This window comes from Mesorhizobium sp. UC74_2 (assembly GCF_042701485.1).
In the GTDB taxonomy this organism is placed as follows: Bacteria; Pseudomonadota; Alphaproteobacteria; order Rhizobiales; family Rhizobiaceae; genus Mesorhizobium.
This window is the reverse complement of record NZ_CP170562.1, coordinates 4,102,025-4,116,146: the sequence shown is the minus strand read 5'-3', so window position 1 is coordinate 4,116,146 and position 14,122 is coordinate 4,102,025. Positions and strand designations below refer to the sequence as shown.

Here is a 14,122-nt window from a genome sequence, read left to right as displayed (position 1 = left end):
TAGCGGGCGAAAGCAGAAAGGGCAGCGCGGCGTTGCCGGCTGCCCTTTCTGGACCGGCCATGTCCCCACAAGGCCCGTCCCCCGTTATTTCGTCGGTCGGCGGTGAGGCCGACTCAATGCGCAAACATTACATCACGACGACCGTCGTGCCTACCTTCACCCGGTCGTAGAGGTCGACGACGTCCTCGTTGCGCATGCGGATGCAGCCGGAGGATACAGCGCCGCCGATCGTCCAGGGCTGGTTGGTGCCGTGGATGCGATAGAGCGTCGAGCCGAGATACAGCGCGCGGGCGCCGAGCGGGTTTTCCATGCCGCCGGCCAGGAACGTCGGCAGGTAGCGGCCCTTGGCCTTTTCGCGTGCGATCATCTCGCTCGGCGGGCGCCAGTCCGGCCATTCGCGTTTCTGGCTGACCTTGTGCGTACCGGCCCATTCGAAGCCCGGCTTGCCGGTGCCGACGCCGTAGCGGCGCGCCTTGCCGCCTTCCCCTACCAGATAGAGGAAGTTCTGCGTCGTATCGATGATGATCGTGCCGGGTTTTTCCTTGCCGTCAAACGCAACTTCCTGCGGCAGGTAGATCGGGTTGATCTGCGGCCGCGCCACTGTGCGCCTGACCTGCTGGCCGGGCACTGCTGCGGTGCGCACGCGGTCGGTCCCGGCCTGTGGCCGGACCTGACGGTATTGCTGAACGCGCGGCTGCGCCTGGCCGTAATACTGATCCTGCGGGACGGCCTGGCGGTAACGTACCTGCGGCTCTCCCCATGGCCGGACGGCACGGCTCGCCCTGACCACGCCCGGCGCGCGGCCTAGCTGCGTGACCCAGGGCGCCGACAGATCCGGGCTCACCATCACCGGCGGACGCTCGGCGTAGCGGTCATTGGCAAGGGCAGGGGTGGCAATCGCCGCCAGCGCACCGATTGCGCCGAACAGAGGCAGAAAAAGCTTTCTCGTGGTTGTTCGCATGGGGACGCACTCTCAACTCGATCGTCGCGCCGCGCAGGAAACGGGTGTTCCTCACGGTCTCGATCGGCATGTTGTCCGGATGCGGCAAGCGAATGGTGAATCGCGAACGTTTAAAATGCCGCTTTGTCAGTAAACCTTTTGGTGTGGTTACCGGCCGGTTCAGGAATCTGGTAAAGCCCCGGTAAAGCACGCCTTCCAGGCGTTAACGAATGGATTTGCAATGAGTGACAACAATGGTTTGATCACCGGGGAAGACGGCGTCACCCGGTGCGCCTGGCACGGCAACCTGCCCGATTACCAGCTTTATCACGACCATGAATGGGGCCGCCCGGTGACCAGCGACCGCCGCCTGTTCGAGAAGATCTGCCTGGAAGGGTTCCAGTCGGGCCTGTCCTGGCTGACCATCCTGCGCAAGCGCGAGGCTTTCCGCGAGGCGTTCGCAGGTTTCGATTTCGACAAGGTCGCGCGTTTCACCGATGCCGACGTCGAGCGGCTGCTGACCAATGCCGGCATCATCCGCCATCGTGGCAAGATCGTCTCGACCATCAACAATGCCGGACGTGCGCAGGAACTGGTCAAGGAGGCCGGCTCACTCGCCGCCTGGTTCTGGAGCTTCGAGCCGGGCCCGCAGGAGCGGCCTGCGGTGGTCGACATCGCGCATCTGCGCGCCAACCCGACCACGGCGGTATCGACACGCATCTCGAAGGAACTGAAGAAGCGCGGCTGGACCTTTGTCGGCCCGACCACCGTCTACGCCTTCATGCAGGCCATGGGCATGGTCAACGACCATATCGAGGGCTGTGTATGCCGTGCCGAGGTCGAGGCCGAGCGGCGGGCGCTCGCACGACCGAAGTAATTTCAGCCGCGTGACAGCATCAGGCCGATGATGATGGCGGTGACGGTGGCGAGCGCCGGATAGATCACCAGCAGCCCGGTGATCAGGATGTCGCCGAGACCCGAACCCTTGCGTTCGGCTGCCGGCACCTCGAACGGTCCGGCTTGCTGGCTGACCGTGGGCGCGACGGTTTCGAGGCGACGCAGCGGGATCACCTGTGCCGTCATGACCGGTTCATCCAGCAGTTCGATTTTGTGCGCTGCGGCCATTTCAGTGCAAGTCCTTGGTTTCAAGCCGCTTATCAGCGTCGATTATGTCGGCACGATGCTGCGATAATGGCCAAATTGGTGCGTTTTGGCGCATTTGGCCGCAATGGTTGACGAGTGGTTAGCCGGGGAAGCCGCGTGGCCGGCATTCCGCCGTTTCTGCCACCGCGAAACCGCTGTCGCGCTGCAAGGTGTTGTCTCCGGCAAACGCCTTGCCGCACCTGCCAGCATCGGCTAGGACAACCGCGCCGCGAAAGCGGCAGTTTTCGACATGCCTGCACCATCGACAGCGAGTTCACGACCATGGCCGACAAACCGGAAAAGATGAAGGCGCGGCTGCCGCGTGGCCTTGTCGACCGCAGCGCCGAGGACATCCGCGCCGTCGAAAAGATGATGGCCACCATTCGCGCGGTCTACGAGCTCTACGGTTTCGAGCCGGTCGACCAGCCCCTGATCGAATATACCGACGCACTGGGCAAGTTCCTGCCGGACCAGGACCGTCCCAACGAAGGCGTCTTTTCCTTCCAGGACGACGACGAGCAGTGGCTGTCGCTGCGCTATGATCTGACCGCACCGATGGCGCGTTTCGTCGCCGAGAATTACGAGCGCCTGCCGAAGCCCTATCGCAGCTATCGTTCGGGTTGGGTGTTCCGCAACGAGAAGCCAGGCCCTGGCCGCTTCCGTCAGTTCATGCAGTTCGATGCCGACACGGTCGGCACGCCGGGCGTGGCGGCGGATGCCGAAATGGCCATGATGATGGCCGACGTGATGGAAGCGCTGGGCATCGGGCGCGGCGACTACGCCATCCGCGTCAACAACCGCAAGGTTCTCGACGGCGTGCTGGAGGCGATCGGCCTGGGCGGTGACGACAATGCCGGCCGCCGGCTCACGGTGCTGCGTGCCATCGACAAGCTCGACAAGGTCGGGCCGGACGGCGTGCGCGCGCTGCTCGGCAAGGGCCGCCTCGACGAAAGCGGCGACTTCACCAAGGGCGCGGGACTGGACGCCACGCAATCCGATCGCGTGCTGCTTCTGACCGCGCCGGGCACGGGCGACCTTGCCGACACGCTGGCCAAGATGCGCGAGGCTGTCGCCGGGTCGGAACGCGGCGCCGAAGGCGTGCAGGAACTGCAGGATATCGGCGCGATGGTCGCGGCCGCGGGCTATCTCGACACACGCGTCAAGATCGATCCTTCCATCGTTCGCGGCCTCGAATATTACACCGGCCCGGTCTACGAGGCGGAACTGCTGGCCGAGATCCCCAACGACGAAGGCAAGATCGTGCGTTTCGGTTCGGTCGGTGGTGGTGGACGCTACGACGGGCTGGTCTCGCGCTTCCGCGGCGAACCGGTGCCGGCGACGGGCTTCTCCATCGGTGTCTCGCGCCTGATGACGGCGCTGAAGAACCTCGGCAAGCTCGACATTTCCGACATCCTGCAGCCGGTGATCGTGCTGGTGATGGACAAGGACACGGAAAGCCTCGGTCGCTACCAGAAGATGGTGTCCGATCTGCGCCGGGCGGGCATCCGCGCCGAGCTCTATCTCGGTGGCGCCGGTATGAAGGCGCAGCTGAAATATGCCGACCGGCGCGGTTCGCCGATCGCCGTCATCCAGGGCTCCAGCGAGCGCGAGGCCGGTGAGGTCCAGCTGAAGGACCTGATCGAAGGCGCCAGGCAGGCGGCGGCGATCGCCGATCACGCCGAATACAAGGAAGCACGGCCGGGCCAGGTCACGGTGAAGGAAACCGATCTGGTCGCCGAGGTGAAGAAGATCCTCGCCGCGCAGGCCGCCGAGCGCCAATGACCCTGCTTGCCATCGATCACGTCCAGCTTGCCATGCCGGCCGGGCGCGAGCCCGACGCACGCGCATTCTATGCCGGCATACTGGGCCTGACCGAAGTGGCGAAACCTGACGACCTCGCAAAACGGGGCGGCTGCTGGTTTGAAAGCGCTGCGGTCAAGGTGCATCTCGGCGTCGATCCCGACTTCCACGCTGCCGCCAAGGCGCATCCGGCCTTCCTGGTCGACGATGTGAAGCGGCTGGAGGCACTGGCGACAAAGGCTGGCTACCGGACGGCTACAGACGTGCCGCTGGAGGGTTATGAGCGCATCCATGTCTATGATCCGTTCGGCAACCGCATTGAGCTGATGCAGAAGGTGGCGTCATGAGGAGGCCTCCCGCCTTTGCCGATGAAATGGTGGCGCTGCTCGAACAGCGTGGCGTCGGCCTTGTCGACGTCGCCGTGCTGCAGCCTGCCGATCCGTTCCTCGACATGGCCGGCGAGGACCTGCGCCGCCGTATCTTCCTGACCGAAAGCGAGACCGGCCAGACGCTTTGCCTGCGTCCCGAATTCACCATTCCGGTCTGCCTCGACCATATCGCCAGCCAGGCGGGCACGCCGCGCCGCTATGGCTACCTCGGCGAGGTCTTCCGCCAGCGCCGCGACGGCGGCAACGAGTTCTTCCAGGCCGGAATCGAGGATCTTGGCGACAGCGACACCGCAGCAGCCGATGCCCGCAGCGTCGCCGACGCCCATGCCTTGCTGTCGCTGGTGCTGCCGAAGCGTGCGCTTTCGGTCACGCTCGGCGACCAGGCCATCTTCGAAGCGGTGCTGGCAGCACTTGGCCTGCCGCGCGGCTGGCGCATGCGGCTCGCCCGCGCCTTCGGTTCGAAGACGATGCTGGAGGCAGCACTTGCCGACCTCGCCAACCCGCCGCGCAACGGCCAGCTGCCGCCGCCGGTTGCAACACTGGCGCTGGACGCCGACGTTGACGCCCTGACGGCGCATATCGCCGCCGACATGGAAAAACTCGGCCTTTCCGCTTCCGCCAGCCGGACGCCGGCAGACATCGCGCGCCGGCTTATCGAGAAGGCGCAACTGCGTTCCGTACGGCTCTCGGAAGAGGCTTTTGCTGCGCTGAAGACATTCCTCGCCATCCATGTGCCATTGTCGCAGGCGGCCGAGGCGTTGCAGGGGTTTGCTTCCAATGCCGGGCTGGCGCTTGGCTCTGCGCTCGAGACCTTCGCCGCCCGTGCACAGGCCGTTGCCGGCCATGGCCTGACGGGCGATGCGGTCCACTACGACGCCGCCTTCGGGCGTCCGCTCGACTATTATACCGGTCTCGTCTTCGAGATCGCATCGGGCGACGGCGAACGCCCGCTGGTCGGTGGCGGACGTTATGACCGCCTGCTGACGCTGCTTGGCGCCAAGGGCCAGATCCCAGGCGTCGGCTTCTCGGTCTGGCTCGACCGCATCGAGGCGCTGCGGGGTGACGCATCATGACCGTGACGCTGGCGATCCCGTCCAAGGGGCGGTTGAAGGAACAGGCGCTGGAAGTGCTGGCCAGAGCCGGGCTCGCCGTCAGCCTGCCGGAAGACGACCGCAGATATCACGCCCGCATTGCCGGTCGAGACGACATCGACGTGGCCTTCCTCTCGGCTTCGGAAATTGCCGGCGAGATCGGGCAGGGCGCCGTCGATCTCGGCATCACCGGCGAGGACCTGCTGCGCGAGAACCTGGCAGACTGGCAGTCACGCGCCGAGATCGCCGCGCGGCTCGGCTTTGGCCATGCCGATGTCGTGGTGGCGGTACCGGACATCTGGTTCGACGTCGACAGCATGGCCGATCTCGACGATGTCGCTGCCGACTTCCGCCAGCGCCATGGCCGCAGGCTGCGCATCGCCACCAAATACTGGCGGCTGACGCAGCAGTTCTTCACCGCCAAGCATGGCATCCAGGTCTACCGCATCGTTGAAAGCCTGGGCGCGACGGAAGGCGCGCCCGCGGCAGGCTCGGCCGATATCATCGTCGACATCACCACCACCGGCTCGACGCTGAAGGCGAACCATCTGAAGATCCTGTCGGACGGTATCGTGCTGAAGTCGCAGGCCTGCCTCGTTGCCTCGAAGAAGGAACGCAAGCCGGCCGATGCCGCCCTTCTCGCCGACATCGGCGCCAAGGTCGCCGCTTCGCTGGGCTGAAGCTTTGGCCTTTCGGTGCGTCCTTCGAGGCTCGCTTCGCTCGCACCTCAGGATGAGGACCGTTTTGCAAAGTCCCTTCATTCTGAAACATTGGAGAATTCAAGAGGCCTGCACGGCGGTCCTCATCCTGAGGTGCGAGCCGCATTTCGGTTGAAGGCATGGCTTATCTGTTGCGGGGCGAGCCTCGAAGGACGCGCCGTCAAGTGCTGACCTCAGTCCTCGAGATAAGACAGTTCTCGTTTCGCCGCTTGCGCCATCCGACTTTTGGCCTGATTTTCGGATCGGTGGTCGGCTGCTAGCCTTCCATCGCTAGCGGAGGAGGAGGCCATGGCGATCAACCCGGACGAACTGAAAGGCACGCGACCGTCGAACCCCGCTCAGGCGGGCATTGTCTTCATTGCCCCGAAGGAAGGGCTGTCGCATGTCTCGGGCGAGCGCCTGCAGCCGCTGCTCGACAAGACCATTCCGCAGCTTTTGGCCGACACGGTGCGCGCTCATGGGGCGCGTGATGCCGCGGTGTTCCCCAGCCAGGACAAGCGCTTCTCCTGGGACGAACTGGCGCGCGTCGTAGACGACTTCGCAGCCGGGTTGGCGAAGCTCGGCCTGGTGAAGGGCGACCGCGTCGGCATCTGGTCGCCGAACCGCTGGGAGTGGCTGGTGACGCAATACGCAACCGCGCGCATCGGCCTGATCCTCGTCAACATCAACCCTGCCTATCGGCTCGCCGAGCTCGAATATGCGCTGAACAAGGTCGGCTGCAAGGCGCTGGTCACGGCGGCGCAGTTCAAGACCTCCGACTATCTCGGCATGATCCGCACGCTGGCGCCTGAGATCGACAGTGCCGAGCCCGGCAAACTCGCGTCGAAGAAACTGCCGGCGCTGAAGACTGTCATCCGCATGGGCGATGAAGTTTCGCCCGGCATGTTCAATTTCGGCGACGTGCTCGACATGGGCACGGACGCCGACCGCGCCGGGCTCGATCGCATCAGCGCGAGCCTGACGCCCGACGATGCCATCAACATCCAGTTCACCAGCGGCACCACCGGGGCACCGAAGGGAGCCACGCTCACCCACGCCAACATCGTCAACAATGGCAATTTCGTCACCGCCGCCATCCGGCTGACCTCGAATGACCGGCTCTGTATCCCGGTGCCCTTCTATCACTGCTTCGGCATGTCGATGGGCTCGATGGGCTGCGTGTCCAAGGGCGCCGCCATGGTCTTCCCGGGTGAGGGCTTCGACCCCGGCGTGACGTTGAAGGCCGTATCCGAAGAGCGCTGCACCGGCCTGTACGGCGTGCCGACCATGTTTGTCGCCATGCTCGACCATGCCGATTTCAAGAGCTTCGACCTGTCGTCGCTGCGTACCGGCATCATGGCCGGTTCGCCTTGCCCGATCGAGGTGATGAAGAAGGTCATCGCCCTGATGAACATGTCCGAGGTGACGATCGCCTACGGCATGACCGAAACCAGTCCTGTCTCCTTCCAGAGCGGGGTCGACGATCCGCTCGAAAAACGCGTTTCGACCGTCGGGCGCATCCATCCGCACGTCGAGGTCAAGGTGGTGGATGCCGAAGGCGAGACCGTGCCGGTCGGCGAACGCGGCGAGCTGTGCACCCGCGGCTATTCGGTGATGAAAGGTTATTGGGAAGATCGGGAAAAGACCGACGAGGCGATCGACCCGGATGGCTGGATGCACACGGGCGACCTTGCCACCATCGACGAGGAAGGTTTCTGTAACATCGTCGGCCGCGTGAAGGACATGGTCATCCGCGGCGGCGAGAACGTCTATCCGCGCGAGGTCGAGGAATTCCTCTACCGGCACCCGAAGGTCAAGGAAGTGCAGGTGTTCGGCGTGCCTGACGCCAAATATGGCGAGGAGATCGCCGCCTGGGTCGTGCTGAAGCCGGGCGAGACGATGAGCGAGGAGGACATCAAGGCCTTCTGCGCCGGCCAGATATCGCATTACAAGGTGCCGCGCTACATCCGCTTCAAGGACAACCTGCCAATGACGGTGACCGGCAAGGCGCAGAAGTTCGTCATGCGCGACGCCATGGTCGAGGAACTGGGTCTCTAGCCTGTTAGAGACGCGCCCGCGTCGAGCGTGGCGTCGCGAGCAGCAGCGTGGTTTCCGAGCCGGTGATGGCCGGAATGAGCCGCACCTTGCGCAGCACGGCATCGAGCTGCGTCAGCGTTTCGGTGTTCAGTTCGACGACGAGGTCCCAGCGGCCGTTGGTGGTGTGGATGGCCGAGATTTCAGGGAAACCGCCCAGTGCCCGCACCACCCGGTCAGCGGCATGGCCTTCGACCTCGATCATCATGATGCCGCGTACGCGCTGTTCCAGCGCATCCGCCCGCAGGATCACGGTATAGCCGAGAATCTCCCCCTGCCGCTCGAGCCGTTCGATGCGGGCACGCACCGTCGCCCGCGATACGCCGAGATCGACGGCAAGGTCGGAGATGGAGCGGCGGCCGTCATGCCTGAGCAATGTCACCAGCTTTTCGTCGAGTGAATCCACGCCGGAATATCCATGATCGACCATATTGGCATTCGATATTGCCGAAATGATAAGGCAATGAGCGTTATTTGCCAAATCAGTTTGTTCATTCCGCCAGTCGAGTGCGCTTTACTCGAAGACAACGAGACAGGTTGGGAAGAACGCCATGCGTTGCAGGATAGTGGGTGCGCCGGAGCAGGACGGCGCCGGGCATCTGGGATGCGAGATGGGGCCAAGCGCGCTGCGCACGGCAGGGTTGATTTCGGCGCTGACTGAACTTGGCCATGAGGTCGAGGATCTGGGCACGGTGCAACCGGCCGCGGCCCAGCCGGTCACACATCGCAATCCGGCGCTGAAGAAGCTGCCGGAGATCGTCGCCTGGACGGCCGCGATCGCAGAGGCAGCCTACCAGGCCAGCAAGGACGCCATGCCGATCTTCCTCGGCGGCGATCATGCCATTTCCGCCGGCACGCTGTCCGGTATCGCCCGTCGCGCCGCCGAAACCGGTCGGCCGCTCTTCGTCCTGTGGCTCGACGCGCATCCTGACTATCATACGCTCGACACCACCACGAGCGGCAACCTGCATGGCGTGCCGCTTGCTTATGCCAGCGGCCTGCCCGGCTTTGACGGTGTCTTCCCGGACCTGCCCGTGCGGGTCGAGCCGACGCGCATCTGCACCCTTGGCCTGCGCAGCGTCGATGCGCCTGAGCGCGAGGCGCTCAAGGCAGCCGGCGTGACCGTGCACGACATGCGAGCCATCGACGAACATGGCATTGCGCCCTTGCTGCGCGCGTTCCTCGCGCGCGTCGCCGACGAGAACGGCCTTCTGCATGTAAGCCTCGACGTCGATTTCCTCGATCCGTCGATCGCGCCGGCCGTCGGCACCACGGTCCCGGGCGGCGCCACCTTGCGCGAGGCGCATCTGGTCATGGAAATGCTGTCCGACAGTGGGCTGGTCACCAGCCTCGATCTCGTCGAGCTCAATCCTTTCCTCGATGAACGCGGCCGCACGGCCACCTTGATGGTCGACCTGACGGCCAGCCTGATGGGCCGTCGCATCATGGACCGTCCGACGAGGAGCTTCTGACCATGACCGCAGCGAAGCTGAACATCGTTCCGTTCGTGAGCGTTGATTCCATGATGAAGCTGGTGCTGGCCATCGGGGTCGAGCGCTTCCTGACCGAACTGGCCAGCTATATCGAAGAGGACTTCCGTCGCTGGGAACTGTTCGACAAGACGCCGCGCGTCGCCTCGCACAGCCATGACGGCGTCATCGAGCTGATGCCGACCAGCGACGGCCGGCTCTACGGCTTCAAATATGTCAACGGTCATCCGAAGAACACGCGCGAGGGCCTGCAGACGGTGACCGCTTTTGGTGTGCTCGCCGATGTCGGCTCGGGCTATCCGATGCTGCTGACCGAAATGACCATCCTGACGGCGCTGCGCACAGCAGCCACCTCGGCGCTGGTCGCGAGGTACCTGGCGCCGAAGGGTGCCCGCACCATGACCATCATCGGCAATGGGGCGCAGTCGGAATTCCAGGCCATCGCCTTCAAGGCCATCACCGGCATCGACAGGCTGCGGCTCTACGACATCGATCCGTCGGCCTCGAAGCGCTGTGCGAAGAACCTCGCCGGCATGGGCTTCGACATCACCATCTGCGCCTCCGGCCAGGAGGTGGTGGAGGGAGCGGACGTCATCACCACGGTGACGGCCGACAAGCAGTATGCGACGATCCTGACCGACAACATGGTGGGCTCGGGCGTGCACATCAACGCGGTCGGCGGCGACTGCCCTGGCAAGACCGAGCTGCATCGCGACATCCTGCTGCGCTCCGACATCTTCGTGGAGTTCCCGCCGCAGACGCGCATCGAGGGCGAGATCCAGCAGCTGGATGGCGATCATCCGGTGATCGAGCTGTGGCAGGTGATGGCGGGCAAGGCAGCCGGGCGCACCAGCGACAAGCAGATCACGCTGTTCGATTCGGTCGGCTTTGCCACCGAGGATTTCTCGGCGCTGCGCTATGTGCGCGACCAGCTGCAGGCCACCGGCCTCTATGAGGAACTCGACCTGCTCGCCGATCCCGACGAACCGCGCGACCTCTTCGGCATGCTGCTCAGGGCAGGGGCGAAAGAGGATCTTACGGCCTAGTTCCTAATGGGCGTGCGCGACACCGGCCCGCACGCCTTTCAACACCTGGACCAGCGCCTTGCATTCCGCCTGGCGATGGCCGTTGCGCCGCCAGGCCAGTGCGACGGTGCGGGAAGGCATCGGTTCGGCAAAAGGCACGACGCGCAGGTCGGGCAGTGCCGCGGTCGGTGCCACCGCCATCTCCGGCACCAGGGTTACCCCGAAGCCATGTCCCACCATCTGCAGAAGCGTGGTCAGGCTGGTCGCGCCGTAATTCGCCATGGCGGTCGGGCGCACGCTGCCGCACAGCTGCAGCGCCTGTTCGCGCAGGCAATGGCCTTCTTCCAGCAGCATCAGTCTTTCCAGAACCGGGCTTTCCGGCGGCACGGGAGGTGCCACCAGGTCGGGCTCCGCGCGCGGCACCGCCAGGAAGAAACGGTCCTCGAACAGGGCTTCCGTCGTGAGTCCCGGCTGGTCGAGCGGCAGTGCCGCGATAAAGGCGTCGAGGCTGCCGAGTGCTGCCTCCTCGGCCAGCGTGTCGGTCACCGCCTCGCGCAGTTCGAGCCGCAGTTCCGGATAGCGCTGCCGCAGTTCCGGCAGGATCGACGGCAGCAGATAGGGCGCAACCGTCGGGATGATGCCGAGCCGGAAGCGACCTTCCAGCGCCTTGCGGCCTGCCATGGCGGCCTCTTCGACGTCACGCGCCGCCGCCAGCGCGCGCGTGATCAGCGGCAGCAGCGTCGCGGCCTCCGGCGTCAGGATGGCGTTGCGGCCGGAGCGGTCGAACAGCTTGCTGCCTAGTTTTTCCTCCATATCGGCGATCTGCGCCGAAAGCGCCGGCTGGCTGATGCCGCACAATGCTGCCGCCCTGCCGAAATGCAGCGTCTGCACCAAAGTCTCGAAATACTGCATCTGCCGCAGTGTCAGTTTTATCATAAGAAAAAACTATCGGAAAAAACAGAAAAGGCAATTTGCTTTTATAGAATGGAGCTTTTAGGCTGCCATCGTTCCACAATTCGGCGGGCGCCTTTGGGCAGCTCTTCGGCAACCCACCCATTCACGAGGGAGGCAGCCATTATCAGCCTCTCTCCAGACCAAAGTCCGCTGTGTACCCTGTAGGGTGTATGGGATTTGGCATCGTTTGAAGATCAGCGTTGGAGAAAGAAATGGACGCAAAGACCGACGACAAAAGCGCAGGCAAATGCCCGTTCAGCGGCCAGGGACCGAAAAACCAGAGCTGGTGGCCGAACCAGCTGGATGTCCAGATCCTGCATCGGCATTCCAACCTGTCCGACCCGATGGGCGAGGCGTTCGACTACGCCAAGGAATTCGAGAGCCTCGACCTCGACGCAGTCATCGCCGACCTGAAGGCGCTGATGACGGACTCGCAGGATTGGTGGCCGGCCGACTTCGGTCACTATGGGCCGCTGTTCATCCGCATGGCCTGGCACAGCGCAGGCACCTACCGCATCGGTGACGGCCGCGGCGGCGCTGGCGCCGGCCAGCAGCGGTTTGCCCCGCTGAATTCCCGGCCGGACAACGTCAATCTCGACAAGGCCCGCCGCCTGTTGTGGCCGATCAAGCAGAAATACGGCCGCAAGCTCTCCTGGGCCGACCTGCTGATCCTGACCGGCAACGTCGCGCTGGAATCGATGGGCTTCAAGACGTTCGGTTTCGCCGGCGGCCGTGCCGACGTCTGGGAGCCGGAGGAGCTCTACTGGGGGCCTGAAGGCGTCTGGCTCGCCGACGAGCGCTACACCGGCGATCGCGACCTGCAGAATCCGCTCGGCGCCGTGCAGATGGGCCTGATCTACGTGAACCCGGAAGGGCCGAACGGCAGGCCGGATCCGCTGGCTGCGGCACGCGATATCCGCGAGACCTTTGCGCGCATGGCGATGAATGACGAGGAGACCGTTGCGCTGATCGCCGGCGGCCACACCTTCGGCAAGACCCATGGCGCCGGCGACGCGAAGCTGGTCGGAGCAGAGCCGGAAGCAGCCGGCATCGAGCAGCAGGGCCTGGGCTGGGCGAATGCCTTCGGCACCGGCAAGGCCGGCGATGCCATCGGCAGCGGCCTGGAAGTCATCTGGACGACGACGCCGACCAAGTGGACGAACAACTTCTTCTGGAACCTGTTCGGCTACGAGTGGGAGCTGACCAAGAGCCCGGCCGGGGCCCACCAGTGGACGCCGAAGCATGGCATGGGTGCCGGCACGGTGCCGGACGCACACGACAAGTCGAAGCGTCACGCGCCGTCGATGCTGACCACCGACCTCGCCCTGCGTGTCGACCCGGCCTACGAGAAGATCTCGCGGCGTTTCTACGAGGACCCGGACGCGTTCGCCGATGCCTTCGCACGCGCCTGGTACAAGCTGACGCATCGCGACATGGGCCCGCGCGCCCGTTACCTCGGCAAGCTCGTGCCGGCTGAAGTGCTGCCCTGGCAGGATCCGATCCCGGCGGTCGACCATCAGGTGATCGACGAGGCCGATATTGCCGCGCTGAAAGCCAAGATCCTGGCGTCGGGCCTGTCGGTGTCGCAACTGGTGTCGACCGCCTGGGCCTCGGCCTCGACCTTCCGCGGTTCCGACAAACGCGGCGGTGCCAACGGCGCGCGCATCCGCCTTGCCCCGCAGAAGGACTGGGCGATCAACCAGCCGAGCGAATTGAGTGCGGTGCTGCAGAAGCTGGAGGCGGTCCAGGCGGAGTTCAACGCCGCGCAGCCCGGCGGCAAGAAAGTGTCGCTCGCTGACCTGATCGTGCTCGGCGGTGCCGCAGCGGTCGAGAAGGCGGCCAAGGATGCAGGCCAATCCGTGACGGTGCCGTTCACGCCCGGCCGCATGGACGCGTCGCAGGATGATACCGACGTCGCTTCCTTCGCACCGCTCGAACCGGTCGCCGACGGTTTCCGCAACTACAGCCGCGGCGCCCAGCGTCTCTCGGCGGAGACGCTGCTGGTGGACAAGGCGCAGTTGCTGAACCTGACCGCTCCGGAGATGACCGTGCTGCTTGGCGGCCTGCGCGTCCTCGGCGCCAATACAGGCCAGTCCACGCATGGTGTCTTCACCGAACGGCCGGAGACGTTGAGCAACGACTTCTTCGTCAACCTGCTCGATATGCGCACCGAATGGCGGCCTTCCGCCACCGAGGGTGTGTTCGAAGGACGCGACCGCGGCACCGGCGAGGCCCGCTGGACCGGCACCCGGGTCGACCTGATCTTCGGCTCGCACGCCCAGTTGCGCGCGCTTGCCGAGGTCTACGGCAGCTCCGATGCGCAGGCGACGTTCGTGAAGGACTTCGTCGCGGCCTGGAACAAGGTCATGAACGCCGACCGCTTCGACCTCGTCTGAGTTCGAGCTTAGCCAAAACAAAACAGGCGCGGAGTGATCCGCGCCTGTTTCACTATCGGGCGTTAGGCGCGGCACCCGGTTGAGCGCCGCACCTGATGGTTT

13 protein-coding genes are annotated in these 14,122 nt (G+C 64.8%); 9 read left to right on the top strand and 4 right to left on the bottom strand.

Translation table 11 applies throughout. The annotated features are described in order from the left end of the window. Window positions 1-127: 127 nt before the first annotated feature. On the bottom strand, window positions 128-961 hold the full coding sequence (locus ACFJIU_RS19960; protein ID WP_379062808.1) for a L,D-transpeptidase: 834 nt from the start codon (window positions 959-961) through the stop codon (window positions 128-130). A 220-nt stretch (window positions 962-1,181) separates the two neighbouring features. On the opposite strand from ACFJIU_RS19960, the gene ACFJIU_RS19955 reads away from it, so the two are divergent. Beyond that, window positions 1,182-1,817 (top strand): DNA-3-methyladenine glycosylase I, encoded by a 636-nt coding sequence (locus tag ACFJIU_RS19955; protein ID WP_379062806.1) that lies wholly within the window; start codon window positions 1,182-1,184, stop codon window positions 1,815-1,817. 2 nt (window positions 1,818-1,819) lie between these two features. Here the strand turns inward: ACFJIU_RS19955 and ACFJIU_RS19950 are convergent, their stop codons facing one another. Further along, complete coding sequence (locus ACFJIU_RS19950) at window positions 1,820-2,065, bottom strand: hypothetical protein (protein ID WP_379062804.1); 246 nt, start codon at window positions 2,063-2,065, stop codon at window positions 1,820-1,822. Between the two features lie 300 nt (window positions 2,066-2,365). Here ACFJIU_RS19950 and hisS point away from each other — a divergent pair, with 300 nt between their 5' ends. The 5 genes from hisS to ACFJIU_RS19925 all read left to right on the top strand — a co-directional run bounded on the left by hisS (window position 2,366) and on the right by ACFJIU_RS19925 (window position 8,119). Then, window positions 2,366-3,865: a histidine--tRNA ligase gene (gene hisS / locus ACFJIU_RS19945; RefSeq protein ID WP_379062802.1), complete on the top strand. Its 1,500-nt coding sequence runs from the start codon at window positions 2,366-2,368 to the stop codon at window positions 3,863-3,865. Then, on the top strand, window positions 3,862-4,230 hold the full coding sequence (locus ACFJIU_RS19940) for a VOC family protein (RefSeq protein ID WP_379062800.1): 369 nt from the start codon (window positions 3,862-3,864) through the stop codon (window positions 4,228-4,230). Before hisS ends, ACFJIU_RS19940 begins: the two co-directional genes overlap by 4 nt. Next, a complete protein-coding gene (locus ACFJIU_RS19935; protein WP_379062798.1) occupies window positions 4,227-5,345 on the top strand; it encodes an ATP phosphoribosyltransferase regulatory subunit in 1,119 nt (372 codons plus the stop codon). The genes ACFJIU_RS19940 and ACFJIU_RS19935 overlap by 4 nt, the downstream gene beginning before the upstream one ends. Continuing rightward, window positions 5,342-6,043 (top strand): ATP phosphoribosyltransferase, encoded by a 702-nt coding sequence (gene hisG / locus ACFJIU_RS19930; RefSeq protein WP_379062796.1) that lies wholly within the window; start codon window positions 5,342-5,344, stop codon window positions 6,041-6,043. The genes ACFJIU_RS19935 and hisG overlap by 4 nt, the downstream gene beginning before the upstream one ends. A 327-nt stretch (window positions 6,044-6,370) precedes the next feature. Next, entirely contained in the window at window positions 6,371-8,119 is a 1,749-nt protein-coding gene (locus ACFJIU_RS19925; RefSeq protein ID WP_379062794.1) for an AMP-binding protein, read from the top strand. Between the two features lie 4 nt (window positions 8,120-8,123). On the opposite strand, the gene ACFJIU_RS19920 is transcribed toward ACFJIU_RS19925, so the two are convergent. Beyond that, window positions 8,124-8,561, bottom strand: a complete 438-nt coding sequence (locus ACFJIU_RS19920; protein WP_054309499.1) for an Lrp/AsnC family transcriptional regulator — start codon at window positions 8,559-8,561, stop codon at window positions 8,124-8,126. A 145-nt stretch (window positions 8,562-8,706) separates the two neighbouring features. On the opposite strand from ACFJIU_RS19920, the gene rocF reads away from it, so the two are divergent. Together rocF and ACFJIU_RS19910 are read left to right on the top strand one after the other, a co-directional pair. Beyond that, window positions 8,707-9,627: an arginase gene (gene rocF / locus ACFJIU_RS19915; protein WP_379062792.1), complete on the top strand. Its 921-nt coding sequence runs from the start codon at window positions 8,707-8,709 to the stop codon at window positions 9,625-9,627. Window positions 9,628-9,629: 2 nt separating this feature from the next. Beyond that, entirely contained in the window at window positions 9,630-10,691 is a 1,062-nt protein-coding gene (locus ACFJIU_RS19910; RefSeq protein WP_379062790.1) for an ornithine cyclodeaminase, read from the top strand. A gap of 3 nt (window positions 10,692-10,694) precedes the next feature. Here ACFJIU_RS19910 and ACFJIU_RS19905 read toward each other — a convergent pair whose 3' ends face one another. Continuing rightward, the gene (locus ACFJIU_RS19905) at window positions 10,695-11,606 is read right to left on the bottom strand and encodes a LysR substrate-binding domain-containing protein (protein WP_379062788.1); all 912 of its coding nucleotides are present in this window, start codon (window positions 11,604-11,606) and stop codon (window positions 10,695-10,697) included. 230 nt (window positions 11,607-11,836) lie between these two features. Here ACFJIU_RS19905 and katG point away from each other — a divergent pair, with 230 nt between their 5' ends. Further along, window positions 11,837-14,020, top strand: a complete 2,184-nt coding sequence (gene katG / locus ACFJIU_RS19900; RefSeq protein ID WP_379062786.1) for a catalase/peroxidase HPI — start codon at window positions 11,837-11,839, stop codon at window positions 14,018-14,020. Window positions 14,021-14,122 lie beyond the last annotated feature (102 nt).

What these genes read in the sequence shown, in the direction of transcription:
- ACFJIU_RS19905 (WP_379062788.1), bottom strand. Translation starts at nt 11,606, where the DNA reads ATGATAAAACTGACACTGCGGCAGATGCAGTATTTCGAGACTTTGGTG.
- ACFJIU_RS19935 (WP_379062798.1), top strand. Translation starts at nt 4,227, where the DNA reads ATGAGGAGGCCTCCCGCCTTTGCCGATGAAATGGTGGCGCTGCTCGAA.
- ACFJIU_RS19955 (WP_379062806.1), top strand. Translation starts at nt 1,182, where the DNA reads ATGAGTGACAACAATGGTTTGATCACCGGGGAAGACGGCGTCACCCGG.
- ACFJIU_RS19910 (WP_379062790.1), top strand. Translation starts at nt 9,630, where the DNA reads ATGACCGCAGCGAAGCTGAACATCGTTCCGTTCGTGAGCGTTGATTCC.
- ACFJIU_RS19960 (WP_379062808.1), bottom strand. Translation starts at nt 961, where the DNA reads ATGCGAACAACCACGAGAAAGCTTTTTCTGCCTCTGTTCGGCGCAATC.
- katG (WP_379062786.1), top strand. Translation starts at nt 11,837, where the DNA reads ATGGACGCAAAGACCGACGACAAAAGCGCAGGCAAATGCCCGTTCAGC.
- hisS (WP_379062802.1), top strand. Translation starts at nt 2,366, where the DNA reads ATGGCCGACAAACCGGAAAAGATGAAGGCGCGGCTGCCGCGTGGCCTT.
- rocF (WP_379062792.1), top strand. Translation starts at nt 8,707, where the DNA reads ATGCGTTGCAGGATAGTGGGTGCGCCGGAGCAGGACGGCGCCGGGCAT.
- ACFJIU_RS19925 (WP_379062794.1), top strand. Translation starts at nt 6,371, where the DNA reads ATGGCGATCAACCCGGACGAACTGAAAGGCACGCGACCGTCGAACCCC.
- ACFJIU_RS19950 (WP_379062804.1), bottom strand. Translation starts at nt 2,065, where the DNA reads ATGGCCGCAGCGCACAAAATCGAACTGCTGGATGAACCGGTCATGACG.
- hisG (WP_379062796.1), top strand. Translation starts at nt 5,342, where the DNA reads ATGACCGTGACGCTGGCGATCCCGTCCAAGGGGCGGTTGAAGGAACAG.
- ACFJIU_RS19940 (WP_379062800.1), top strand. Translation starts at nt 3,862, where the DNA reads ATGACCCTGCTTGCCATCGATCACGTCCAGCTTGCCATGCCGGCCGGG.